Annotated in this window: 22 protein-coding genes; 2 read left to right on the top strand and 20 right to left on the bottom strand. The window is 55.7% G+C overall.

Features of this window, described 5'->3' with window-relative positions; all coding sequences use genetic code 11:
• Positions 1-673: 673 nt before the first annotated feature.
• The 4 genes from I6J23_RS03200 to I6J23_RS03215 all read right to left on the bottom strand — a co-directional run bounded on the left by I6J23_RS03200 (position 674) and on the right by I6J23_RS03215 (position 2703).
• Complete coding sequence (locus tag I6J23_RS03200; protein ID WP_204582498.1) at positions 674-1504, bottom strand: VOC family protein; 831 nt, start codon at positions 1502-1504, stop codon at positions 674-676.
• Positions 1504-1797, bottom strand: coding sequence for an RNA-binding S4 domain-containing protein (locus tag I6J23_RS03205; RefSeq protein WP_239454973.1), 294 nt, complete (start codon positions 1795-1797; stop codon positions 1504-1506). The genes I6J23_RS03200 and I6J23_RS03205 overlap by 1 nt, the downstream gene beginning before the upstream one ends.
• A gap of 71 nt (positions 1798-1868) precedes the next feature.
• Positions 1869-2096, bottom strand: coding sequence for a hypothetical protein (locus I6J23_RS03210; protein WP_204582500.1), 228 nt, complete (start codon positions 2094-2096; stop codon positions 1869-1871).
• Between the two features lie 121 nt (positions 2097-2217).
• Positions 2218-2703 carry a MarR family winged helix-turn-helix transcriptional regulator gene (locus I6J23_RS03215; RefSeq protein ID WP_046203633.1) on the bottom strand — a complete coding sequence of 162 codons (486 nt, stop codon included), beginning with the start codon at positions 2701-2703 and terminating at the stop codon, positions 2218-2220.
• 13 nt (positions 2704-2716) lie between these two features.
• Here I6J23_RS03215 and I6J23_RS03220 point away from each other — a divergent pair, with 13 nt between their 5' ends.
• Complete coding sequence (locus I6J23_RS03220; RefSeq protein ID WP_046203687.1) at positions 2717-3226, top strand: VOC family protein; 510 nt, start codon at positions 2717-2719, stop codon at positions 3224-3226.
• A gap of 418 nt (positions 3227-3644) precedes the next feature.
• Here I6J23_RS03220 and I6J23_RS03225 read toward each other — a convergent pair whose 3' ends face one another.
• From I6J23_RS03225 to I6J23_RS03250, 7 genes are all read right to left on the bottom strand, one after another.
• Positions 3645-3842 carry a helix-turn-helix transcriptional regulator gene (locus I6J23_RS03225; protein ID WP_046203634.1) on the bottom strand — a complete coding sequence of 66 codons (198 nt, stop codon included), beginning with the start codon at positions 3840-3842 and terminating at the stop codon, positions 3645-3647.
• Positions 3843-3845: 3 nt separating this feature from the next.
• Positions 3846-4223, bottom strand: coding sequence for a hypothetical protein (locus I6J23_RS03230; RefSeq protein ID WP_204582501.1), 378 nt, complete (start codon positions 4221-4223; stop codon positions 3846-3848).
• 1084 nt (positions 4224-5307) lie between these two features.
• Entirely contained in the window at positions 5308-5436 is a 129-nt protein-coding gene (locus I6J23_RS10815; protein WP_257994329.1) for a hypothetical protein, read from the bottom strand.
• Between the two features lie 157 nt (positions 5437-5593).
• Positions 5594-5845 carry an RNA-binding S4 domain-containing protein gene (locus I6J23_RS10895; RefSeq protein WP_204582894.1) on the bottom strand — a complete coding sequence of 84 codons (252 nt, stop codon included), beginning with the start codon at positions 5843-5845 and terminating at the stop codon, positions 5594-5596.
• Between the two features lie 98 nt (positions 5846-5943).
• The gene (locus tag I6J23_RS03240; protein WP_204582502.1) at positions 5944-6174 is read right to left on the bottom strand and encodes a hypothetical protein; all 231 of its coding nucleotides are present in this window, start codon (positions 6172-6174) and stop codon (positions 5944-5946) included.
• 1018 nt (positions 6175-7192) lie between these two features.
• Entirely contained in the window at positions 7193-7582 is a 390-nt protein-coding gene (locus I6J23_RS03245) for an SdpI family protein (protein WP_204582503.1), read from the bottom strand.
• Between the two features lie 26 nt (positions 7583-7608).
• Positions 7609-7875 carry a hypothetical protein gene (locus I6J23_RS03250; protein WP_204582504.1) on the bottom strand — a complete coding sequence of 89 codons (267 nt, stop codon included), beginning with the start codon at positions 7873-7875 and terminating at the stop codon, positions 7609-7611.
• Positions 7876-8000: 125 nt separating this feature from the next.
• On the opposite strand from I6J23_RS03250, the gene I6J23_RS03255 reads away from it, so the two are divergent.
• A complete protein-coding gene (locus I6J23_RS03255) occupies positions 8001-8609 on the top strand; it encodes a malonic semialdehyde reductase (RefSeq protein WP_204582505.1) in 609 nt (202 codons plus the stop codon).
• Between the two features lie 63 nt (positions 8610-8672).
• On the opposite strand, the gene I6J23_RS03260 is transcribed toward I6J23_RS03255, so the two are convergent.
• The 9 genes from I6J23_RS03260 to I6J23_RS03300 all read right to left on the bottom strand — a co-directional run bounded on the left by I6J23_RS03260 (position 8673) and on the right by I6J23_RS03300 (position 23692).
• Positions 8673-10211 carry a glutamate synthase subunit beta gene (locus I6J23_RS03260; RefSeq protein ID WP_204582506.1) on the bottom strand — a complete coding sequence of 513 codons (1539 nt, stop codon included), beginning with the start codon at positions 10209-10211 and terminating at the stop codon, positions 8673-8675.
• The gene (gene gltB, locus I6J23_RS03265) at positions 10211-14824 is read right to left on the bottom strand and encodes a glutamate synthase large subunit (protein WP_204582507.1); all 4614 of its coding nucleotides are present in this window, start codon (positions 14822-14824) and stop codon (positions 10211-10213) included. The genes I6J23_RS03260 and gltB overlap by 1 nt, the downstream gene beginning before the upstream one ends.
• 359 nt (positions 14825-15183) lie before the next feature.
• On the bottom strand, positions 15184-18522 hold the full coding sequence (gene lysX, locus I6J23_RS03270) for a bifunctional lysylphosphatidylglycerol synthetase/lysine--tRNA ligase LysX (protein ID WP_204582508.1): 3339 nt from the start codon (positions 18520-18522) through the stop codon (positions 15184-15186).
• 98 nt (positions 18523-18620) lie between these two features.
• Positions 18621-19271 carry a methylated-DNA--[protein]-cysteine S-methyltransferase gene (locus tag I6J23_RS03275; RefSeq protein ID WP_239454974.1) on the bottom strand — a complete coding sequence of 217 codons (651 nt, stop codon included), beginning with the start codon at positions 19269-19271 and terminating at the stop codon, positions 18621-18623.
• A gap of 103 nt (positions 19272-19374) precedes the next feature.
• Positions 19375-19560, bottom strand: a complete 186-nt coding sequence (locus tag I6J23_RS03280; protein ID WP_412523799.1) for a CsbD family protein — start codon at positions 19558-19560, stop codon at positions 19375-19377.
• 312 nt (positions 19561-19872) lie between these two features.
• Positions 19873-20244, bottom strand: a complete 372-nt coding sequence (locus tag I6J23_RS03285) for a biotin/lipoyl-containing protein (RefSeq protein WP_204582510.1) — start codon at positions 20242-20244, stop codon at positions 19873-19875.
• Between the two features lie 26 nt (positions 20245-20270).
• Positions 20271-20558, bottom strand: coding sequence for a hypothetical protein (locus I6J23_RS03290; RefSeq protein ID WP_204582511.1), 288 nt, complete (start codon positions 20556-20558; stop codon positions 20271-20273).
• Positions 20559-20568: 10 nt separating this feature from the next.
• On the bottom strand, positions 20569-22152 hold the full coding sequence (locus tag I6J23_RS03295; protein ID WP_204582512.1) for an acyl-CoA carboxylase subunit beta: 1584 nt from the start codon (positions 22150-22152) through the stop codon (positions 20569-20571).
• Positions 22153-22195: 43 nt separating this feature from the next.
• On the bottom strand, positions 22196-23692 hold the full coding sequence (locus tag I6J23_RS03300; RefSeq protein WP_204582513.1) for a methylmalonyl-CoA carboxytransferase subunit 5S: 1497 nt from the start codon (positions 23690-23692) through the stop codon (positions 22196-22198).
• Between the last annotated feature and the right edge of the window lie 68 nt (positions 23693-23760).

Genomic DNA, 23760 nt, shown 5'->3' on the forward strand with positions numbered 1-23760 from the left:
TGTGTCGAGCGATGGCCGGGGGTTCCCTCTGGGATCCATTGGCGACTGATCATGATCCATGCATTTCAGCGGAATATCCATATGATAAATGCCGTCACCTCTTGATTCAGGCGCCAACGTGCAATACCGCCGATTAGACACCTCACTATATCCACCACCAAACCCGCCGAGACTAGTCGCTGGCGTACTTGTCCGCTTGCCTTACTCCTGGTGTTAACTTTTCTCTTTGGCCGAAGTTGCTGATAGGTGAGCAGACGCACGTATCGAGCGTTTTAGGGGGCTTCCGCGCCATATCCACAGTTGTGGTTTTCACACACCGTTTTTCGCGTTGATCGTCGCTAATCATGCGCTACGTCTTTTACCGTACCAGTGGGAGTTTTACAGGTTTAAAATTTTAAGGGCACCGTAAACCTGCACCCCTGTAACACTCAATAGTAAAGTGCCCCTGAGAGTTGAGGAATAGACCCAATCTAGGTGGATATCAGCAAATACACCTACCACGTGTCCTGGTCGGAAACTGACCAAAAACATGTCGCCACCGTCGCCGAGCTTCCGTCGCTGCCATGTCTAGGTCTAGATCCCGACCGCCACCCGAACACGCACCCCCAACGTCATCTTCCTCCTTGAGGTGTACCCCTACCGGACATGCGGGCGGAGGCTCCCCGCGCTTTATTCAGCCGAAAATGTTGTCCCCTTCATGGGGTTCCTCCACATTCTCCGGAGCCTCGCATACCGTCAGCGCAGCGCCAGTGGGGTCCGCCAGGATCGCGATCTGACCGAACTCGGTGTTTTGCGGCTGGACGATGATGTCCCCACCGTGTGCCTGCGCGTACTCGGCGGCGTCGACAATGTTCTCGACCCCGAAATACGTCGCCCACCGGGACCCCGACGCGTTCAACTCGGCTGCTCCTTGCTCCCCGGGGAACCACACCCCCGCGTATGCTCCTCCTTCGCTCACAGCAGTGATGACCGTGTGGGCTCCCTCCCCGTGGCGCATAGTGTTCCACCGCGCCACCTGCGTGTAATACGTCGCGACGTCATCGATACTCACCCCGTCGGGGAGAATGGCCGCGAGCTCATGCCACACAGGCGTGCCCGGCTCCCCGCCAGCAATGAAAGGCTCCGACACCGAATGGATGAACCCTAATTGTGCGCCGACGATATCCGTCGCGGCCACCATCGGCCCCCGCGGCCCGTCGACGGGCTCACCGGCGGTTCCACCGTGTTCGCGAGATCGATCGGCTACCGCGCGAACGTCGTCGGTAAGAAAAGAAAGCATCCATCGGTTCGGTTGATGCTGGGCAGCGCTACCTGTGTCTGATGACACCGGGATGATGCCCGCGATGGGCATTCCCTGCTTGCGTGCGTAGTAGTAGCCGCTGCTGTCCGCGCTATCAATCTCCCAACCGAACAAGCCTCGGTAAAAGTCCGAGGAGCGCTCGAGGTCATAGGTGCGCAGTTCGTTCCAGAAGGGCATGCCTTCACTAGCGAAAAAGGCGGGCATTACATGTTCCTCCACTTTTCCGGGTCGAAATCGTCGTCGGCGGTGGCTTCATCGAAGTAATCATCCTCGTCATCGGGACCGCCCACTTCTGCTCCTAAAGAACCAATAGTGACGACGTCACCGTGGTGGAGCGTGTGCCCCCTGTGGGTTTCAACCTGGCCGTTGACCTCGACGCGCCCCCCGGAAATCACTTCCTTTGCCTCACCACCGGTTTCAACGAGGCTAGCCAGTTTAATGAATTGACCGAGCTTAATTGACGAATCGCGAATAGCCGTCACCGGAAAAGAACTCATGCCGCTAGTGTATGCGAGCATGTACGTGTGGCGGAGACGGTGCCGCACTGGGGACCCCGGGAAAGGTGTGTTTAGTCCTTTTCTTTCTGCCACTGTTTCCGAGTCCGCTGCCCTATGGCTATTCCAAGTGCTACTGAGGTAACAGTTGCGATTATGCCGAGAACCATAACGCGGTTCCCGACGTTAAGCACACTGAGCAACAACCACTCAATAACCATCGCGCACACAGCGATAACTAGGGCTAAGAGCATTGCTCGAGTGATACGCCGCGCTGGAGGGTGAGTGGATTTATTATTCATAAAATACACCCCACCTGACTCAGATTTAGTAACCAGCGAATTACTTTACTATATAACCAAATATCCCTATTCTTTCCATCGCCATTGTTTATTATATTTCCATATGAAGGTATAAAACAAACTAATCTTTTGTGGGTTGATAAACAGATCGCCGAACAGCACCGACAGAAGGAACCGCATGAGACGCTTCGAGTTTTCTAAGTAGCCTCTCCAAGATCACGAAGTCATCGTCAGTTAGTGCTTGAAAAAAATTCTCTCGCTCTCGACGGAGCTCAGGCTGTAGAGCACTCCACCATTCTTCCCCTACCGGAGTTAAGCTTACAAGCCTAGACCTCGCATCCTCCGGATTTGGACGCACCTGAACCCAGTTCTTCTCAATCAGACCCTTGATAGTCACCGCCATATTGCGGGGATCAACTGCGGTAACCATTGCCACCTGAGCCTGAGTCTTTTCTCCTTCGCTTAAGGCAGCTATAGCTGCGAACTGTGCGGTGGTGACACTACGCTTCGCGAGAAAAGCGTTCCAAGCCCGCTCGGCACGACGTCCAAGCGTTGCCAAAAGGAAACTAGCACCGTCCTGATACTTGACATTATCGCAATTAGTCATGTTTTATGACTATATGCATCAATCGAACATCACGCCACCAGCCGGACGCAACACAGTTAACCCCTTCGCCATCGTCCCCGATGCTGATAATTTTATACATTTCGTAGAAGTGGTGTTCGGAGGTCAGGAATTATCACACGTTCGTACTCCTGATCGAGATGGGTCAATCATCCATGCAGGAGTGAATATAGGAAACTCCACCATCATGCTATTCGAACGTAAACCCGAATGGCCATTCACATCCTCCCTCTTACAAGTCTATGTGAAAAACCCCGCTACATGCCTCAACAAAGCCATCGAACACGATGCGCACATCGTAACCCCAATATCTGATTTCTATGGTGGATATAAAATCGCACGAATTCTCGATCCTTGGCACAATCTATGGTGGCTATATGAACCGACAGAACAACCCCTTCCGCAGGATAAGCGCCACAGTGATACCGACTGGCACCATCGTAAGCCAAGCGTTGTATACACCTCACTTATCAACACAATGCGCAACCTAACACCCCCTCGTTGACAGAAATATTTTTCCTGAATATTTTTAAGCCCTCGCTTTTAAGAATGTATATAAAATCACCTCCAGCTGCTAATTTTATTTTTAGTTACTATCACACCTCGAGAACGGCATTGATAGATACCACTCGATTTGCACCGTCGAGCAAATGATTGAGATAAGAGAAAATGAACATAACATAATAATTATTCAGCACTGGTACTATCTTTTGCCTATGACTAGGAACCCCGTCGATGTTAGATCATCGCTTATTAAACATTGATCGCTCAATGAATACAATTCTTATCTTTCAGTATATACGATCATAATACGGTCTTACTTATCCTTAAAATGAAATATTTTATCTTATATTATTAGGTGATAGTTCAGATTATTTGAGATAGAACTGCTGTTTTGAATTATAAAACAGTCGAAGCGGAGACTAGCTTCTTTCTGGCGTGAAGATGTCTTCAATTCGGCAGGAGAAAAATTCGGCCAGTTGAAAAGCTAGAGGCAAGGAAGGATCGTAGCGGCCTTTTTCGATGCTGATAACCGTCTGCCGCGAGACTCCCAGAGCCTCAGCTACCCTCTGCTGCGATAAACCGCGTTCGTCACGCAGTTCTTTAATTCGGTTTTCCACAGCTCAGCTTTCGCGCCACTTGCGGAGACGATAACTAATGCTGAAAGCGACTATTTGGAAAGCTCCAAGATAGATGGTCAGCATAGATCCAGAGACCGAGAAATCCCAGAAAGTTGATACGGTTCCGAGAACTCCCACCGAGACAAGACCAAGATGTAAGGTATCCTGTGCCGCATGTAAGTACCAATGGTTTTCAATTGATTTTTCAGGCTGGTCGATAGCGCCGTCGATGGTGCTCCGATCAACCATGAGAGCCCACGCAATCGTACTCATCGCGGGGGCAAGAATGACAAAGAAACAACCAGCGACAAGAATCCGATTGTCGGTAAATTGTGTCAAAGCAACCAAAACCCCAAATACAGTAGCAAGAACGCTACCCATTAAAATGGAGAGTGCGATCAGTAGTTTTTGACCTCCCCCAAACTTTGCCCGTCCGAATCGAGTGCGTACAAAATCCACGGTATCTCAACTCCCTGAAGTAAAGCATACTTGACATCTAGAAGGTATAAATAGTCCACTTCAATGTCAAGTTTGCTTGACACATAGTTCTGAGACACAAAATAACCAGACTGGTTAGCGCACTGCGGCAGCCCTAGAACGAAATCCCCGCGTCGTTACCTCGCCCATCAGTGCGGCACCTACACTTAAAGATTGTTTCCGTTGGGCACGTGCAAGCACGTATTATCCCCTGAGGACATCTATTACTGCGTGAATTCGCCCCTCGAATAACCGCCCCCAGTTGTTAAAACATGAGGCCCGCGTCAATAAGTTGAACACATGGCCTTTGGGCACCTTATATGAAGGGCTATATGGCCGCTAGCCAGTAGGAACATCAAAGCCAGCAGTACCATGGAGGTCAATTCCTCTCTCAACATCGCGGCTGGCCCCGGGGCATCTTCAGTACCCACGAATGACTGCAGTGGGGTCGTCGTCACGCCGATGCAATGTTCATTGATCAATTCAAGGGGTGCCAGATTCGGCAACGACAGCTTATCGACGGAAACGATGGCTGGTAGGTGCGGATTCTATTACTACCGAGGCGACACATTCATATCTGACAGCTGCTAGAGGACGAAAAATTAGTCCTGAAGCTATCGGCATGTGAACCACTATTTTCCGCTTCCACCAAAGGGGGGCTGGCACCTGGTCGAGTGGCGTCGCTTATCACCGGCGGTCTGCCGATTTTCGTTGTAACAAGTAGAGAAGACTTTCGTCACGATGGAGCTTCGTTTAGATCATAACAACGAAGAGACTATGTCCCACTTCAGAATGTACGGAATGCAACTTATCACCACTGATAAAGCATGGAAGTAGTGTCCCAGCCGCTCAGTTCTAGTAGATGCTTGCCATACCCGCGCCCACTTTCTACGAGGGGTATTTGTAATTGGTGATGTAGTCAGCGGACGCAAACAAAAATATAGCCCCGCAGGGTGACCTGCGGGGCTATACTCTTGAGTAGTATTCACTACTTACCCTGTGGTGCCGGAGCGTCCTGTGGTGCCGGGGCACTGTGGATTGCGTCAGGAATCAACTCGGCAGCCGGCTTGATGACCTCAGGGATGTGGTGGATATTCTGAACAAGAGCGTCAAACATGTTAGTTTCCTTTCTACGATACAACATTGTTGACGTATCACTGCCTACCCTTTGAATGGGTCAAAGGGCCGGGCCAGACCGTGCTGGACATGTCATATCTCATCTCCAGCACGGTCTAGGTAACTCCGCCCTGCTTGTAAGTGGATAGAAATGCTCTTTACTTCTCCTGAGAAAATGCGTGGTAGTAGTTAGCATTAATTTGGGGTTTGGCTGCGTTTGTCGCCCGAAGTCTTTCCTCTTTTAAAACACGCACGCACCAGGGATGGACGAGGTCAACGTCATGATGCCACAAGCATGTGCCCCTATGAGTTTCAACCTGACGATTAACCTCGACGCGCCCTGCGGAAAAGACGTCCTTTGCCTGACCGCGGGGTTCAACGAGGCTGGCTAACTTGATAAATTGACCAATTACGAATAGCCGTCACCGGAAAACTCATGTAGCCAGCTACATACGAGCACATGAGTGTGGCGAGGATAGTACCGCACTGGCCTCCGGTACGAGTGTGGTTAGTCTTTTTCTTTTTGCCACCGTTTTCGAGTCCACTGCCCTATGACTGTTCCAATTGCTACACAGGTCATAGTCCCGATGATGGCAAAAACGGTGACACGGTTCTCGACGTTAAGCGCACTGATCAACCACCACTCAATGGCCATAACGCACACAGCGATAACCAAGGATAAGAACATTGCCCGGGCAATCCGCTGCGCGGGAGGGTGAGTGGATTGTTTGCTCATCATACGCATCCTTTCCATCTGCCTCTCATATGTGTGGCCAGGCCAGAAACCGAGTCGGGTGAAATTCTAGACAGAGACGCCATCTAATACGCATGGTAGTCGAAAACCTTTTGTAAACTATACGAACTTATCAATGGGTAACCTATACTAGATTTGTGTGAGTTACTGACTACCACTAATCGGCTGTCGCCACGAAGGAACGCTGAGGGAGGAAGACCGTTGTGGAAAATCGTACGGGCGCTCAAAAATTGACGAGCGGTAATATACGTCGATTCATATTCGTTCTAGCCTTGGTCTGCCTTGTATTCGCGACTGTTTTTTCACAAGCCGGGTGGGTCCATGACAATTACGTTAAAATTGTGTATCCATCTATGGGCGTGGCATTAATTAGCCTCTTCGCATCAAAGGATAGGCTGAACCTTAAAAATGTAGCTATGGCACTTATTATTGTCGTCGCCGTTATTGTGGCAGTTTCTTTTGCTGTTTGATTTGTGGTTTTAATGTACGCCCACGGCGTGTGATTGAGTTCGAACCCAGGATGCAGCTCACGCCAGGCATGGGCCGACCGCGCGTAAGCCTTTAACAGCGAAGACGAGTGGACCGCTCCCGATCTCACCCCCGTCGTGTTTTAGACCTATTTACCAGGAAAGTTCCTATAGCAGTGATGACGAGAAATATAATCGCTCCCACAACGGAATGATGCGCAAATCCAAGATAGAGCGATATAGCTACGCCACAAAGCAGAACAACAATGGCGTTTGGAGAAATCTTTACGCGCTTCATGTATTCCCTCCAATGGGGTGGCCTTTACCCACTTATAATAGCGAAGATTTCTGGATCAAAAACATAAAGCTCCGTACAAATGATGACACCGGGGTAAAGTTGACGTGGCAGAGTTAGCCTTTAATCGTGTGATCTAGCAAAAATCACCGATCAACTTGGTAGATGAGAAGGCGGGTAAACAGAAGGCCGATAAACAGCGGATCACATACGTCTAAACGCCGTCATGAAAGCAGATTATTTATACCCCGTCCGTCTGCTTCTGGTGATTGATCTCCTTGGCCGCATTGTTGGCAACCACAGCAGCCCAGCACAACCCACCAATGACCACAACATAACCAAGCACTCCGCAAGTAACGGCCACGACGCTCATTTCACCTCTGAAGAAAGAGGAAAAGAGAAGTGCTGCTGTAAGAATTAGTGCGACGATTCCTGTTCTTTTGAGAATCCGTGCTGCTGCGCGGTGCCCGACATTCCAACCTTCGTCAGATTTTTTCGTTTCTGTCGTTCTGATACCGATCGCCGAGTTTCTCGGAACCTTTCCCGAGGCCGCGTTTCCGGGGAGGGTCAAACACAAAACGCTCACGATCACAAGACCAACCGACGCGATCAAAGCTGCCACCACTGGCATATTGTTCCTCTTATCCTCTCACTCACTTATCTGGATTCGATTGCGGAGAACAACGACGCAGCTGTCGGCGAACCCAAATTCCTCAGGAGCTTTCCATCGGAGATGACGACTGCCCTATCCCCCTGTGCTGCAATTTCCAGGTCGTGAGTAACCATGATCACCGTTGTACCCCGAGACGACAGGCGAGAAAGTTCATCGATCACGACTCCGGTGGACGATGAGTCGAGTGCGCCGGTGGGCTCATCAGCGAAAAGAACGCGCGGTCTGACGAGGAGAGCTCGAACGATCGCCACGCGCTGCCACGTCTCTTCCTGCCACTTCCACGTCCCCTTTTAAACCCATAATCGCAAGCCCATGATCGTCCTCCAGGGAGTAGTCCAGTTGACACGCCCTCCCCACCCGCGTAGTCGTAAATGACATGTCAATTACAGCACCATTCATTATTAACGACGAAGCCCTCAACGTCCTCTTCCGCGACGCCCACACCACCAGCGCATTCGAGGACACCAGCATCGACCCCGAGGTCATCAAATCCGTACGCGACCTCGTCAAATGGGGCCCGACTTCCATGAACAGCCAACCACTGCGCATCATCGAGGTCCCCAAGGACAAGCGCTCCCGCCTCGTCCCCCACATGATGGGCAGCAACCAAGCCAAGACCGAAAAGGCGCCCCTCGCGTTCATCATGGCTGCAGACACGAACTTCCATAACAATCTGCCACAGCAGTTCCCCGCCGGTGGCAACGGCCCCCGCGACATGTATGAAAACAACAAAGAAGCACGCACCGCCGTCGCTCTTCAGTCCGCAAACTTGCAGGCGGCTTACTTCATCTTGGGCCTCCGCGCTGTCGGACTAGGCGTCGGCCCGATGGGCGGTTTTGATGCCGATGCCGTCACACAAGAATTTCTTCGCGACGGCGAACAAGCCATCATGGTCATCATCGCCGGAGTCCCGGCAGACACCGACTCGCACCACCCGCGCGGACCACGGATGGACGACGCTGACGTCTTCCGCATCGCCGACTAACCACTGCCGACTAGCCACCGCCGAGTCCCGGCTGCTGCGGCCCGGCTACACCCACATCAGCAGCTACGCCCGCATCGGCACGTCCGTCGGCATGATAGCGGCCGGCAAACTGGATTCGCCCATGAGCTGGCGATCCACCGCGGCAGCTGCCGAGCGGCCTTCCGAAATCCCCCACACGATGAGGGACTGCCCTCGGCCTGCGTCGCCAGCAACAAACACCGGCGCCCGGAACCCAGCCGTGAGTGGCACCTCCGCGCGGAAGTTCTCGTCGCGAACAATCCGGCCGCGGCCGTCGATCTCCAGGCCCAACTCGTCGACAATCCCGGCGCGATCCACAGAAGCGAAGCCCATCGCGAGCAGCACCAGATCCGCGTCGATCTCGAAATCGGAACCCTCAATGGGGATCGTGCCCTCTGGGGTGCGGTCCACCAGGGTGCCCTTCAGCCCCGTGACCTTTCCGTCGGTGCCGATAAACTCCACCGTGTTCGTTTTCCACTGGCGGTTGCCCAGCGGGTGCCCTTTCACGCGGGCGTCCAGGCCGAGCTTTTCCACAAGCTCCTTTTCTTCCTCGCCGGAGACCTCATACTCGCCCTCTTCGTGGGCCGTTGCGACGCGAAGCTTGCGGGGGAAGGTTGGCCAGGGCGTTGATGCCGCCCGTGTCCGCGGCGGCTTCGGGCCGATATCGAACTGCACGACGCTCTTCGCGCCCTGACGCAGCGCCGTCCCGAAGCAGTCCGTGCCCGTGTCGCCACCACCGACGATCACGACGTTCTTTCCGCGCGCGTCGATCGTCGATACTTCTCTGTCCCCTTCCTGGACCTTGTTGGCCTCTGGGAGGTACTCCATCGCCTGGTAGACGCCTTCTAAGTCGCGGCCCTCAATGGGCAGGTCGCGGCCGATGGTCGAACCGATCGCCAACACCACGGCGTCGAAGCCTTGCAGGTCGCTCACGGACGGGGAAATGTTGGTGCGGAACTGGGTACCCTCCGCCACCATCTGTTCCAGGCGGCGGTTGATCCACTTCTTCTCCATCTTGTACTCGGGAACACCGTAGCGCATCAGACCCCCCAGGCGGTCGTGGCGCTCGAACACGGTGACGTCGTGGCCCGCGCGGGTGAGCTGCTGGGCGGCCGCCAACCCGGCAGGGCCGGAGCCCACCACGGCGACCGACTGGCCCGTCGAAAATGAAGGACGAATGGGCTTCACAAAGTCATGTTCAAAGCCATATTCGACAATCTCCAGCTCGACATTCTTAATCGTGACGGGGTCATCATTGATGCCCAGAACACACGCCCCTTCACACGGCGCGGGGCACAACCGGCCCGTGAACTCCGGGAAGTTGTTGGTCGCGTGAAGGCGGTCAAAGGCCTCACGCCACCGGCCCAAACGAACCAAGTCGTTCCACTCCGGGATGATGTTCCCCAGTGGGCAACCATCATGGCAGAACGGGATCCCGCAATCCATGCACCGCGTCGCCTGCTGGCGCAGATCCGTTAGGTCTTGTTTTTCGTACACCTCATGCCAGTCCAACAGCCGAAGCGGAACCGGCCGGTGGGCTTTGTCGTGGCGGGAATACTTTTGAAATCCATGTGGGTCAGCCATCAGTGCACAGCCTCCATAATCGCTTCGGCAGTTGCTGCCTCATCTCGTCCTTGAGCCTGACAACTCTCCATAATCGTGAGCACGCGGCGGTAATCCCGCGGCATCACCTTCAGAAATGTTCCGACTGGGGTCGTCGAACCAGTCCACTCCCGATAACTTGCAACAGTCTGATCCAGCCAGGCCACATCCTCCGCGGTGGGTTCCTCAATATCAGACAACGCCGTATCGATACGGTCACGGATACCGCCTTGACCAGCGGGGATACCGTCGTCGGGAAGGAAAGCAATGCCACCCGACATACCGGCACCAAAGTTGCGGCCCACATGACCGAGGACAACCACACGGCCACCCGTCATGTACTCGCACCCATGGTTACCGATCCCCTCAACGACGGCGGTCGCGCCCGAATTACGAACACAGAACCGCTCGCCCACCGTGCCACGGACGAACAGCTCGCCCGAGGTCGCACCATAACCGATGACATTGCCAGCGATGATGTCGCCCGACACGTCACGGCCGGCTTTTTCCACGGCCGAGACATAGTGCGGATCGGGGCGCACGACAATGCGGCCACCCGACAATCCTTTACCGACGTAGTCGTTGGCGTCGCCGATGAGGGCTAGGGTGACACCGTGGGGCAAGAATGCGCCGAAGGAGTTACCTGCTGACCCCTCAAATTCCACGGTCAATGCGCCTTCGCGCAGACCGTCGGCACCGCCGACGCGGGAAATTTCCGAGCCGACCATGGCGCCCACGGAACGGTCCACGTTGGAGATCCGGTACGACAGCTCAAGAGGCTCACACTCGCCCTTCGCGTCGATGACCTCGCGCGCATCGCGAATGATTTGGTTATCCAACGCCTTGTCCAGCGAGTGGTCCTGCGTCTTCGTGCAGTGCTTGTCCTGGTACATGAACGGGCTATCGGGCTGCTCGAAGATCGGCGAGAGGTCGAGCTTCGCCGCATCCGGGTGCTTATCTGCCACTTCACGGTTGACGCCCAGGATCTCGGAGTGGCCGACCATCTCGTCGATCGTGCGGAAACCGAGTTCCGCCATGTACTCGCGAATTTCCTCCGCAATGAACTGGAAGAAGTTCACCACATACTCGGCGCGGCCGCTGAACTTCGCCCGCAGATCCGGGTTCTGCGTCGCCACACCCACGGGGCAGGTGTCCAAATGGCACACACGCATCATGATGCAGCCCTCAACCACCAGAGGAGCCGTCGCAAAACCAAACTCTTCCGCGCCCAGCAGGGCAGCAATGACGACGTCACGGCCGGTTTTCAGCTGGCCATCACACTGCACCGTGATCCGGTCACGGAGACCATTCATCAGCAACGTCTGCTGCGTCTCCGCCAGGCCCAGCTCCCACGGGGCACCCGCGTGTTTCAGGGACCCGAGAGGGGAAGCACCGGTGCCGCCGTCGTGGCCGGAAATCAGCACTACATCCGCGTGCGCCTTGGACACACCCGCGGCAACCGTGCCGACGCCCTGCTCCGACACCAACTTCACGTGGATCCGCGCATCTGGGTTAGCGCACTTCAGGTCGTGAATGAGCTGAGCGAGGTCCTCGATCGAGTAAATATCGTGGTGCGGCGGTGGCGAAATCAACCCCACACCGGGAGTGGTAATGCGCACTTCCGCAATCCACGGGTACACCTTGTGCGGAGGCAGCTGACCGCCCTCGCCAGGCTTCGCGCCTTGGGCCATCTTAATCTGGATGTCCGTGCAGTTGTTCAGATAGTGGCTGGTCACACCGAACCGGCCCGACGCCACCTGCTTGATGGCGGAGCGGCGCCAATCGCCATTCGGGTCCTTCGTGAAGCGGTCGGAATCCTCGCCACCTTCGCCGGAGTTAGACATGCCGCCCAGGCGGTTCATAGCGATGGCTAAGGTCTGGTGGGCCTCCGCGGAAATCGAGCCATACGACATCGCACCCGTCGAAAAGCGCTTCACAATCGCGCTCACGGGCTCAACTTCGTCAATATCCACCGGCGGACGGTTGGGGTTGAACTTAAACAACCCGCGGATCGTGGCCAACCGTTTGGACTGATTATTAACCTTCTCGGTATACCGCTTAAAGACCTCATAGCGGCCCGTGCGCGTCGCGTGCTGGAGGGTGAAAATCGTCTCCGGGTTGAATAGGTGGTATTCACCCTCACGACGCCACTTGTACTCGCCGCCCAGTTCCAGCTCGCGGTGTGCCTGCTCCTCAGGGCGGGGCAAGAACGCCTCGCGGTGGCGGTCCCCAACAGCCTCGGCAATAGCCTCCAAACCAACGCCGCCGATCGGGGCGAAACTCCCCGTGAAGTACTCATCCAAGAACTCTTGGTTCAGGCCAACGACGTCGGCTAGCTGTGCTCCGCGGTACGACGCCACCGCGGCGATGCCCATCTTTGACATCACCTTGAGCAGGCCCTTGACCGCCGCTTTCGTGTAATTATCGAACGCGGTCTCGAGGTCCATATCGCCCAAGGAGCCCTGTTTACGCAGCTCATCGATTGTTTCAAAGCCCATGTAGGGGTTGATGGCGTCGGCGCCAAAGGTGATTAGCATGGCGATATCGTGGACCTCGCGCACATCGCCGGCCTCCACAATCAAGGAGGCGCGGGTACGTGTCCGCTCACGCACTAAGTGCTGGTGGACAGCGGAGGTTAACAACAGCGACGGAATAGGCGCAAAGCGCTCATCCGACTCGCGGTCGCTCAGCACGATCAGCGTTTTACCGTCGGCAATGGCATCCGACACCTCACGACGGATGCGTCGCAAAGCTTCCTGAATGCCACGGCCACCATGAGCCACGGCATACAACCCGGAAATAATCGCGACGTCGAACTGCGGGAACTCTCCACCATCATTGGCGTGAATTAGTCGCGCTAAATCGCGGTTACGCAAAATGGGGTCCTCCAGGTGGATGAGCTTCGCCGCGTCAGCATCCGGGTGCATGATGTCCCGCTGGGCACCCAAGTGGGTGAACAGCGAAGTCATGAGTTTCTCACGAATGGAGTCCAGTGGCGGGTTCGTGACCTGCGCAAACCGCTGCTTGAAAAAGTCGAATAGGTACGACGGGTGATCGGACAGCGCCGCGATCGGCGTATCGGTACCCATCGAACCAATGGCCTCTGCACCATTAAGCGCCATGGGCTTGACGATGATGTCCACGATTTCCTGGGTGAAACCGAACACACGCTGGCGCAACACGGCCCGGTGGTGAGGCATCCAGTGGTAATCCGCGTCCGGAAGATCCGTTTTGCGCACAAGGTTGTGCGATACCCACTCGCCATAGGGCGCCTGGGAGGCAAGATCAGTTTTGATCTCCTCATCTGGGACGACGCGACCCTGGGAGGTGTCCACCAAGAACATCTCGCCTGGCTTCACACGGGTGCGTTCCGCCACGTGCTCTGGGTCGATGGGCAGGACTCCCGCCTCAGACGCGCCCACGACCAGGCCGTCGTCGGTAATCCAAATACGTCCAGGTCGCAGACCATTGCGGTCCAGAACCGCGCCGATAACAGTGCCGTCAGTGAAGACGACGTCGGCGGGGCCGTCCCACGGTTCCATCAGGCACGAGTTGTACTCATAAAAGGCGCGGACGTCGTCGGATAAATCGGCATTGTGCTCCCAGGCCTCCGGGATCATCATGAGCACCGCGTGGGGCAGCGAACGCCCACCGAGATGCAGAAGCTCCAAGGCTTCGTCGAAACGGGCCGTGTCCGAACCGCCGGGATCACAGATCGGGAGTACCCGGTCTATCGGACCCAGCACTTCAGAATCAACTACCGCTTCACGGGCTCGCATCCAGTTCTCGTTACCGCGCACCGTATTGATTTCGCCATTATGGGCAACCATGCGGTAGGGGTGGGCCAATGGCCAGGATGGGAACGTGTTTGTCGAAAAACGGGAGTGAACCACAGCAATGGCTGATTCCACCTGGGGATCCTGCAAGTCAAGGTAGAATTCCCGCAACTGCGGGGTGGTCAGCATACCTTTGTACACAACGGTCCGGGCGGACAACGAGGGGAAATACACAGTGTCCTCGCCCGATCCGGCACCAGCACCCTTGCTACCCAGTTCGCGTTCGGCGCGCTTGCGCACAAACCACACGGCGCGGTCCAGGTCAATGCCCTCGAGGGGAGCGCCGTCATCCTTGGTTCCCGAAATAAAGACCTGGTGGAAGAGCGGCATCGCATCCCTGGCCATGGCGCCGATTGAGGAATCGTCGACGGGGCAATCACGCCAACCGATGAGCATCAGACCTTCTTCTTTAATGATGTCTTCGACGTAGCGCACTGCGTCGAGCGCCGCCATGCGGGCAGCGGGCAGCATGGCGATGCCGGTCGCGTATTGGCCAGCGGGTGGGAGTTCAATATCCTGCTTGGCCATTTCACGGCGGTAAAAAGCGTCTGGAATCTGAATCAAAATCCCGGCACCGTCGCCGGTGTTTTTCTCCGCACCTGCAGCACCACGATGCTCGAGGTTAACAAGTGCTTGAATTCCTTTGTCAACAATGTCGCGGCTTTTGTCACCGTGCATATTCGCAACAAACGCGACGCCACAAGCGTCATGCTCAAAGGATGGGTCGTAAAGACCCTGGCGTGAGGGAACAGTCGTCATCTGGTCGCCTTTTCGTTCACATGGCTGTAACGAGCCTGGTTAGCCGTGGTCTGTCGGTGAGATCTACCACGTGCGGGGTTGTGCACAGTGAATAGGATCAATGGATCTCGCACGGGGTCAACCGTGACGAGATCGGGCCCACCGCTAAAACGACGTGGGCATTCTGGTTTATTTCAGGGGTAAATTGGTACTTTATCGCAGGAGGCTCACATGGGTGGTGAACTCCACGTTCTGCCCTACTACCTCTACATCATGAATGTTTCAGCAATGTTTCCTAAAGGTTTCATCGATGTAGTGGTGTAATTTCCTTAGCCGGCCTATCAGACTGTGGGGTCTCTTTCCGGCGACGCGTCACGACTTCAGCTGTTGTCGGGCTTCACCAGCGGAAATGCAAGCGATTGACGAATTGTCGACCCCGTAATCAACATGACGATACGATCCACGCCAATTCCCAGGCCACCGGTCGGGGGCATGCCGAATTCCAAAGCACGAAGGAATTCCTCATCCAACTCCATAGCTTCAGGGTCGCCTCCGGCTGCGAGGAGCGATTGTTCTTCTAAACGCTGACGCTGATCAATGGGATCGGTCAGTTCCGAGTACGCGGTACCGAGTTCGACGCCCCACGCCACGAGATCCCAGCGCTCCGTTAACCCTGGCTTACTGCGGTGCCGACGCGTCAACGGGGAGACGGACACCGGGAAGTCCTTATAAAACGTGGGGAATTCCGTCCGGGACTCCACGAATTCGTCATAGAGCTCTTCGATAATGGTTCCGTCGTCAGCATCTGGGCGGAAAGGCATTCCCGCCCGTTCCATCAGAGCGTCTAATTCTGAGCGTGGCGTATCAACCGAGATAGCTGGTCCATCCCATAAACCGTCTGACCGTGCCCCCTCGGTAATTGCGTCGAGCACGGATTTAACAGGCCACTGACCCGAAATGTCGACCACACTGCCATCGGGCGCTGTCACCACGGGTTTGCCATGCACTGCGGTTGCCGCGTGAACGATAAGCTCATGAGTCAGTGTCATCATCGTTTCGTAGTCACCATGAGCGTCATATGCTTCCAATGACGTGAACTCCGGATTGTGAGTGGCATCGACGCCCTCGTTGCGAAATTCACGACCCAACTCAAAGACACGATCCACTCCACCGCACATGAGCCTTTTCAAGAACAACTCGGGAGCAATGCGCAAATACAAATTCATGTTGTATGCATTGATATGGGTAATGAATGGCCGTGCATTCGCGCCACCATGAATTGGCTGTAAAATGGGGGTTTCCGCCTCCAAATAGCCCGCTGTGTGAAGATCACATCGCATCGAGTGCACGACGGCGGATCTCGCCGTCAAAGCCCGGCGCGACTCAGCATTAACAGTCAGGTCAATATGCCGTGACCGCACCCGCGCTTCGGGGTCGGTAAGTCCGTCAGTTTTGTTGGGAAGTGGATGCAAGGACTTCGCTTCAAAACGGATGCTATCGGCGACAAGCGACGGCTCGCCCTTCCGCGAGACTCCTTTTGCACCAACCACCCGGATGATGTCAGCAAGATCAAGATCTTTACGCCAGGCCTCGTAATCACTACATTTATCTTTTTCAATAATCACTTGTGTATCGCCCGACCAGTCATGGAGTTCGAGAAACATAACGCCCCCAAAATCGCGTCGGGCAATAATGCGGCCGGAAATTGAGGCAGCAACACCATCATCCAAGCCGGCAATCTGCGCACAAGTATGCGTCGGCCGGATGGCAGTGGGCCACGGACTCACCCCTTCATCGCGCAAACGCTGTGCTTTTTCCAGGCGCACTTTGACTTGTTCCGAGCGACGATGGTGCACTGCACGCCCGGCACGAGCCTCCTCCATAAGTTGGGGCGCGAGCTCAAGTGCTTCAGCAGCGCCTTTTCTTTTCACCGATCCGACGGGGGTCAGTGGGGGTTTGCGCCGCGACAGGGGTGCGGGCACGAACCCTTCAACGATGCCGGACACAAGTCCGACTCGGGCGATGCTGTGGTTATCTTTGAAGCAGATGTACCGGGGCGCCCAGGTGGGGTTGTATTTTTCGTTGGATCGGTAAAGCGCTTCCATCTGCCACCATCGTGACAAAAAGACCAAAAGGCTTCTCCATAGCCGCATGACGGGGCCGGTGCCAAGTTCGTGTGCCGTGGCAAAAACCTGGCGGAACATCGCGAAGTTCAGCGAGATTCGTGTTACCCCGACGTCCAATCCGGCGTTACAGAGTTCCGACACCATGATTTCCACGGTGCCATTGGGCGAGTCCGGTGATCGACGCATGAGGTCTAGCGAAACCCCGGTGCGTCCCCACGGGGAGAAGGAGAGCTCACCGACGCGTCGGGCTACACCGGTTGGTGAATGCTGAGTATCCTGGATGGCTTCGACCAGGAGGTTATTGGCATCGGCAGGGTCCCCCAGACGTGAGAGAGCCATAGAGAAGCCGCGTTCGTTATTGGTGTCGCGCCACGCGTCAGCGTCGTGCTGTACGCTGGCCATTTCTTCCGCCGTTAATTCTCCGTGGCGGCGGATACGAACCGTCACCCCTGCTCGCCGCGCCCGGGCGACAGCCTGACGCACTGCCTTAAACTCAGGCTGGCTCAGTGAGAAGCTATCGGTGTAGATGATGGCTTCGTCGCCCAGACGGAGGGTCTGTAACCCGTGGGACGAATAGCAGTGCGCGCCTCGGTCGGACGCCCCCATCACGGCTGGGGTCCACCCGTACATCACTGCCTGGTGAAGCCACGCGTCCACGGCTTGATCCCAGGCGGCGGGGTTTCCGATGGGGTCTCCCGACGCGATACATACACCCAGTTCGACGCGGTACGTGACCGCTGCCCGTCCGTCGGGTGAGTAAATGACAGATTTATCGCGGCGCGTTGCGAAGTATGCCAGGGAATCGTCCTCTCCCCAGCGGGCGATCATGGCTCGAATGGCTGTCTCGTCGTCGGGAGTAAGTGCATTATTGTCGCGTTGGCTGCGGAAAAGAGTCCATACGGATAGGAGGAAAACGATCGCGCTGGCCAGCGTGATAACAAATGACACGATCCATTCCGGATGGCCACCAAAGAGCTTTTGGTCGATCAAAGAAAAAGTGAAGGACTTATTAAGAACCCATTGCAAACGATTGCCACGAGACAAAGTATGGGGGAAGAGCTCGACGAGTAACCATCCGATGGCGGTGACCAGGCCTTCCCCGATGACATAGACCGTGAGGGCCTTTCTGATCGCGGCGTGCCGTGTTCGCGCCGGGAAGGCGGAGCGAGTAGCCAGAAGGCCAATGAGCATGATTGCTTGGACGATGAATCCAACATTGAGTTCAACGGTGGTGACGGTACTGCCGGTGTCGTAGCCGTTGACCCCCAGCACGAAGAGCAGAATGTTCTCAATGTTCAGGATCACGAGAAGAATGACGCTGACCCACCAGGCCAAGCGTTTGCGCGCGAGAATCGCTCCTGCTAAAAGTCCTAAGGCGAGTGCCCATGATATTGACACCTCGGGCATGGGGAGGATCACGTAGTCAAAGAATTCCCGGATGCTCTGCAGCTGGTGCCGGACCGGCCTGACCGCACTAAACAGTAGCGCGATAAAGGAATACACAGCGAGCAAGGTGCCAAAAAGAGGCGGGAATCTCTTGATAAACGTGGCGAACACAGTCTTATCTTGCACCCGCCCTGAACCTGTGGCCATAGAATTGTCCCCTAATATCCTGTGATTTCCTTGTGAGACTACCAGTCGTTGGCCCACACCTATGATTGGCCAGTGAAACTGCGGTTCCTGCCGTCCGGCTACTGCCGACGGGCGAGTTCATTAAAATCTACTTTCCCCTCTGCGGTGAAGGGGACGCCCTCTTTCTCAAGTAGCTGCTGTTTGAGCACGAGGCCACGCGATCCTCCCATATACCCGCCGAGTGAACCCCCAGCTGCGATGACCCGGTGACAAGGAATGAAGAGTTGGATGGGGTTGGTTCTACATACTGTTCCAACTGCGCGCGCCGCTCGCGGTCGGCCGACGGCTTCTGCCAACTCACCATAGGTGAGCACGTCGCCAGGTGGAATGTGGGTCATCTCTTCGCGAACGACTTTCGTGAATTCGGATGGTTCATCCTCGGCACAAAGCGGCAGAGTAAAGACTAGGTTCGTACCACTAAAGTATTCATCGAGCTGCTCACCAATCTGTTGAAAGAGGTGACGCTGGGCTTTACTGGCCCCTGCTGTGGAAAAAAGATTCTTTCGTTGTGCAGCTATGGGGGAAGATATTGTGGGTTCGGACCTACCATCAGCAGAGTCGCCCATAACAGACCCGGAATTCAGTGTGTAGTGCGACGCCACAATGCACTGGTCATTGATTGTGACTTCAATATCTCCGAACGGTGTGGGGAACCGTCGTGTTCGGTAGGGCTGGTTGTCGGTGAACGCGGATATGCCCTGGTGGTTCATGAAGCCAACGATAGTGGGTAATAAAAAAACCGGGTTACCAGCGCGTCTGCGCTCATAACCCGGCCTTGAAATCAGTTAAGACCTCATAGGGTAAGTCCCCGACTTACTTGTCTTTGTTGAGGAACTCGGAGGCCTTATCTTTCAGGTCCTCGATGCCCTGCTTCAGCTTGGACTCGGCCTGATCGCCTTTGCCTTCAGCCTTGAGGTCTTTGTTGTCAGTAATGTCACCGGCGGCTTCTTTGGCCTTTCCGCCAGCTTCGTCTGCCTTGTTCTTAATGTCGTCAGTCATACCCATAGGCTTCTCCTTCTGTTCTAGCTTTGCGACGCAACGAGCGGCATCCATATCGGGTAACCCACACTCATCCGAGCGGGGCTATGATATCGCGACGTGGCCACCGTCGCCGACAGTCTGCGTGGATAACTCCCGCAGGCGGGCGACGGTGATGGCGCGCTCGTGTGCACATCGCCTAACACCATGACACTTTACTACGGATTTCGCACCACTGGTGGTTGCCAGGTATTTCCTACGAACTTGTGACTATTTCGGTACCTGAACCGGTGATGGCACACTCTGACAGACGATTCTGCTGAGATGCAGGTTTTATTCCCCGATCTCCAGCAGAGATTGTCCACCCTGAACGGCGTCGCCGGGTTGCACGTGCAGTGCGGTGACGGTGCCGTCATTGGGGGCTGTAATTTCGGTTTCCATCTTCATGGCTTCGAGGACGACGATCACTTCGCCGGCCGTAATGGGTTGGCCTTCCTCAACAAGCACTTTGCTGACGGAACCGGCCAAGGGGGCCGTGACTGAATTGGCGCTAACACCCTGGACAGAGGACGTGGTCGGCGCGGTGGGGGTTGGCCCATTGCTGTTGCCACCAGTGATGATAGTACCGAGTGTGGGGCGTTCTTCTTGTTCAACTTCTACGTCCACGGAATAGGGGACGCCGTTGACGGTAACTGTCAGTTTCATTCTTTCGGGTTCCTTCTATTCGTGGCTTATTGCCATTTCGCCTTGTGCTGAACTGCCTGCCGACCTTGCTGCGACCAGCTGCGGTGGCGCAAGAAGTGAACTGCGCGCACGGTTCCGCGGTTACCCATGTATGCGGATACGGCCGCACTGATCGCGATTAAGACATCTTCAGGGATTTCCTCGTCAGAACGCTGCTTCAGTGCCGCAACTTCATTTTCTAGTCTGGTGACGTTGCGGGAGAGCTTCTCCACCTGACTGGACAGGCGAACCAACAACTGACTGAGTTCAGCAGAGGATGCATTGTCTGTATTCATGCTTCTCCGATCAGTTGGGTGCCAGGCCGTGCTTCTTGGACGGCCGGTTCTCACGCTTGTTGGTCAACAGCTCCAAGGCCAGGGCAACTTCACGACGGGTGTCCGCGGGATCGATGATGTCATCGACGAGGCCTCGGGACGCCGCCATGTACGGCGTCGAGAAGGTGTCTTTGTAGAGCTGGACTAGTTCGGCCTTCTTAGCTGCTGCGGCTTCGTCGCCACCCTCTTCCTGGGCTTTCTTGATTTCCTTGCGGAAGACGACGTTCACTGCCCCGTCGGCACCCATGACCGCAATTTCCGCGGTGGGCCATGCCCAGACGCGGTCCGCGCCCAGGTCCTTGGAGCACATAGCCAGGTACGATCCGCCATAGGATTTGCGGAGGACCACAGTCAGCTTCGGCACGGTGGCCGCCGAGTAAGCGAACAGCATTTTCGCACCGTGGCGAATGATTCCGCCATGCTCTTGTGCAACACCTGGCATGAAGCCGGGGACGTCCACGAGCGTGAGCAGCGGGATGTTGAAGGAGTCGCAGAAGCGAACGAAGCTCGCTCCTTTATCGGACGAGTTGATGTCCAGAACACCAGACATCACTTGCGACTGATTAGCGACGATACCGACTGTCCGGCCGACAACGCGGGCAAATCCGACAACAAGGTTTTGGGCGTATCCGGCCTGGACCTCGAGAAAATCGCCGTAGTCGACGATCTTGCGGATGATATCGCGAACGTCGTATCCCTTACGGCCGTCGACGGGGACGATATCGCGAAGAGATTCGTCGGGCTCGACAACCTCGTCCGGATCAACGATGGGTGGCTCTTCAGTGTTGTTTTGCGGCAGGAAGCTCAGGAGCTTCTGCGCGATCAGGATGGCTTGCTCGTCATCGTCGGCGACGAAGTGAATGTTGCCTGATGTGCTCATATGGGCATCAGCACCACCGAGTTCTTCAGCAGTGACTTTTTCGCCCGTCACGGACTCGATGACCTTGGGGCCGGTGATGAACATGTTGGCCTTGCGGGTCTGGATGATGAAGTCCGTCAGTGCCGGCGAGTAGGCAGCACCACCAGCACAGGGGCCGGCGATGATGGAGACCTGCGGTACAAGCCCGGAGAGCAGCACGTTGTTATAGAACACGCGGCCGTATCCGGAGAGAGAATCAATGCCTTCCTGCACTCGCGCTCCGCCGGAGTCGTTGATGAAGACGAACGGCGTGCCGGTAGTCGCGGAGGTCTTCATCATGGCGACCACTTTGTTGGATTGCATTTCGCCAGCGGACCCACCCATGACGCTAAAGTCCTGGGATGCGATGTGCACTGGCCGTCCGTAGACCGCGCCAGATCCGGTGACGACGCCGTCGGCGGGGGCGTCGGCTTTGTCCATACCGAAGTGCGTGGTCCGGTGCTTGGCAAACATTCCGGTTTCTTGGAACGTGTCTTCGTCGACAAGCTTGGTTATGCGCTCGCGGGCAGTCATCTTCCCGCGGTCGTGTTGCTTGTCCAGCCGTGCTTGTCCGCCGCCGAGGCGGATGCGGTTTTTTTCTTCTTCCAGCTGTTCGAGGCGCTCAGGCATGCTGGGATCGTGAGGTTGCTCACTCATTTATTTGCTCCGTTTCTGCTGTCTTTCGCGGTGATCAACTGGTTTATGCGGGTTCCACGGAGACAGTGTGGCTGCGGCCGCCTGTAGTGACTTTGTATGTAATCGGTTCGCGGATGGCAGTGGCGTCGCCGGAGGCCTTGGCCTCTTCGCGCTCTAGCTGCTCCTTAGTCTTGCCAACGTTCTTGGGGCCATCGGGGCGAGCCTTGAAGAATCCCGGCGCGACCTGCGGGAACAGTGCATTGGTGAGGACATCTTCGTCGGACCCATCGGTGCCGTCGAGTTTGTCAGCTTCCTCAACAAGGTTGTCCCATTCGGGCTCAAGGAGGTCAGCGGGACGCTCGGTAATGGCCTCTTTGCCGGTTTGCTTCTTGGCTTGTTCGATGAGGTCTTTGTCCCTCTCACCTGGGGCTTCGCCGTAGTATCCGAGGAGGAGGTCGGCGAACTCTGCCGTGAGTACTTTGTAGCGGCCCATTAGCACGTTGAACACGGCCTGGGTACCAACGATCTGTGACGATGGCGTCACCAGCGGCGGGTATCCGGCTGCTTTCCGAACGACGGGGACTTCTTTCATAACCTCGTCGATACGGTCGCCCGCGCCCTGGGCTTTGAGCTGCGATTCCATGTTAGAGAGCATTCCGCCCGGAATCTGCGATTGGAAAATATTGGTGTTAACCAGTGTCTTTGACTCAAACTCCGCGTACTTGGGGCGTACTTTCTTGAAGTGGTCGCGGATATTAATGAGCCGATCCATGTCAAGGCCGGTCTCATAGTCGGTTCCTTCGAGCATTTCGACAAGAGACTCGGTGGGATTATGCCCTGGGCCCAGGGACATGGAAGAAATAGCAGTGTCGACGACATCGGCACCGGCTTCAATGGCCTTCATGAGGGTAACCATGGTGACGCCGGTGGTGGAGTGGCAGTGGACGTTGATCTGCGTGTCTTCGCCGTAGGTGTCCTTGATGCCACGGATGATGTCGTAGGCGGGCTGTGGTTTAAGCAGCGCAGCCATGTCTTTGAGGGCGATGGAATCTGCGCCCATGTCCAGCAAACGCCCTGCTAGGTCAATGTATCCCTGCACATCATGCAGCGGGGACACCGTGTAGCAGATGGTGCCCTGCGCGTGCTTGCCCACTTTCTTCACAGCCTGCATGGCATGCTCAAGGTTGCGGGGGTCGTTAAGCGCGTCGAAAACTCTGAAGACGTCCATGCCGTTTTCAGCCGATTTTTCAACAAACTTATCGACGACGCCGTCCTCATAGTGACGGTATCCCAGAAGGTTCTGGCCACGAAGCAGCATCTGAAGGCGTGAGTTGGGCATGAGCTTGCGGAATGTGCGAAGTCTCTCCCACGGGTCTTCGTTCAGGAAGCGGATGCAGGCGTCGAACGTTGCGCCGCCCCAGCATTCCACGCTCCAATACCCGGCTTTATCTATATCCTCACAGGCATCGACCATGTCTTCGAGGGCCATGCGTGTTGCCATGAGACTCTGGTGAGCATCACGCAGAGCCAGTTCGGTCACTCCAATTTTTCGCGTGGTCATGGCCACTACGTTAAGCCGATTTGTTGGCTGTTGCACCACAGCTCACCGTCGTGACTTACCGCACTCTT

The organism is Corynebacterium kroppenstedtii (assembly GCF_016894245.1).
GTDB lineage: Bacteria > Actinomycetota > Actinomycetes > Mycobacteriales > Mycobacteriaceae > Corynebacterium.

What these genes read in the sequence shown, in the direction of transcription:
- I6J23_RS03200 (WP_204582498.1), bottom strand. Translation starts at nt 1,504, where the DNA reads ATGCCCGCCTTTTTCGCTAGTGAAGGCATGCCCTTCTGGAACGAACTG.
- I6J23_RS03205 (WP_239454973.1), bottom strand. Translation starts at nt 1,797, where the DNA reads ATGAGTTCTTTTCCGGTGACGGCTATTCGCGATTCGTCAATTAAGCTC.
- I6J23_RS03210 (WP_204582500.1), bottom strand. Translation starts at nt 2,096, where the DNA reads ATGAATAATAAATCCACTCACCCTCCAGCGCGGCGTATCACTCGAGCA.
- I6J23_RS03215 (WP_046203633.1), bottom strand. Translation starts at nt 2,703, where the DNA reads ATGACTAATTGCGATAATGTCAAGTATCAGGACGGTGCTAGTTTCCTT.
- I6J23_RS03220 (WP_046203687.1), top strand. Translation starts at nt 2,717, where the DNA reads ATGCATCAATCGAACATCACGCCACCAGCCGGACGCAACACAGTTAAC.
- I6J23_RS03230 (WP_204582501.1), bottom strand. Translation starts at nt 4,223, where the DNA reads ATGGGTAGCGTTCTTGCTACTGTATTTGGGGTTTTGGTTGCTTTGACA.
- I6J23_RS10815 (WP_257994329.1), bottom strand. Translation starts at nt 5,436, where the DNA reads ATGTTTGACGCTCTTGTTCAGAATATCCACCACATCCCTGAGGTCATC.
- I6J23_RS03240 (WP_204582502.1), bottom strand. Translation starts at nt 6,174, where the DNA reads ATGATGAGCAAACAATCCACTCACCCTCCCGCGCAGCGGATTGCCCGG.
- I6J23_RS03245 (WP_204582503.1), bottom strand. Translation starts at nt 7,582, where the DNA reads ATGCCAGTGGTGGCAGCTTTGATCGCGTCGGTTGGTCTTGTGATCGTG.
- I6J23_RS03255 (WP_204582505.1), top strand. Translation starts at nt 8,001, where the DNA reads ATGTCAATTACAGCACCATTCATTATTAACGACGAAGCCCTCAACGTC.
- I6J23_RS03260 (WP_204582506.1), bottom strand. Translation starts at nt 10,211, where the DNA reads ATGGCTGACCCACATGGATTTCAAAAGTATTCCCGCCACGACAAAGCC.
- gltB (WP_204582507.1), bottom strand. Translation starts at nt 14,824, where the DNA reads ATGACGACTGTTCCCTCACGCCAGGGTCTTTACGACCCATCCTTTGAG.
- lysX (WP_204582508.1), bottom strand. Translation starts at nt 18,522, where the DNA reads ATGGCCACAGGTTCAGGGCGGGTGCAAGATAAGACTGTGTTCGCCACG.
- I6J23_RS03275 (WP_239454974.1), bottom strand. Translation starts at nt 19,271, where the DNA reads ATGAACCACCAGGGCATATCCGCGTTCACCGACAACCAGCCCTACCGA.
- I6J23_RS03280 (WP_412523799.1), bottom strand. Translation starts at nt 19,560, where the DNA reads ATGACTGACGACATTAAGAACAAGGCAGACGAAGCTGGCGGAAAGGCC.
- I6J23_RS03285 (WP_204582510.1), bottom strand. Translation starts at nt 20,244, where the DNA reads ATGAAACTGACAGTTACCGTCAACGGCGTCCCCTATTCCGTGGACGTA.
- I6J23_RS03290 (WP_204582511.1), bottom strand. Translation starts at nt 20,558, where the DNA reads ATGAATACAGACAATGCATCCTCTGCTGAACTCAGTCAGTTGTTGGTT.
- I6J23_RS03295 (WP_204582512.1), bottom strand. Translation starts at nt 22,152, where the DNA reads ATGAGTGAGCAACCTCACGATCCCAGCATGCCTGAGCGCCTCGAACAG.
- I6J23_RS03300 (WP_204582513.1), bottom strand. Translation starts at nt 23,692, where the DNA reads ATGACCACGCGAAAAATTGGAGTGACCGAACTGGCTCTGCGTGATGCT.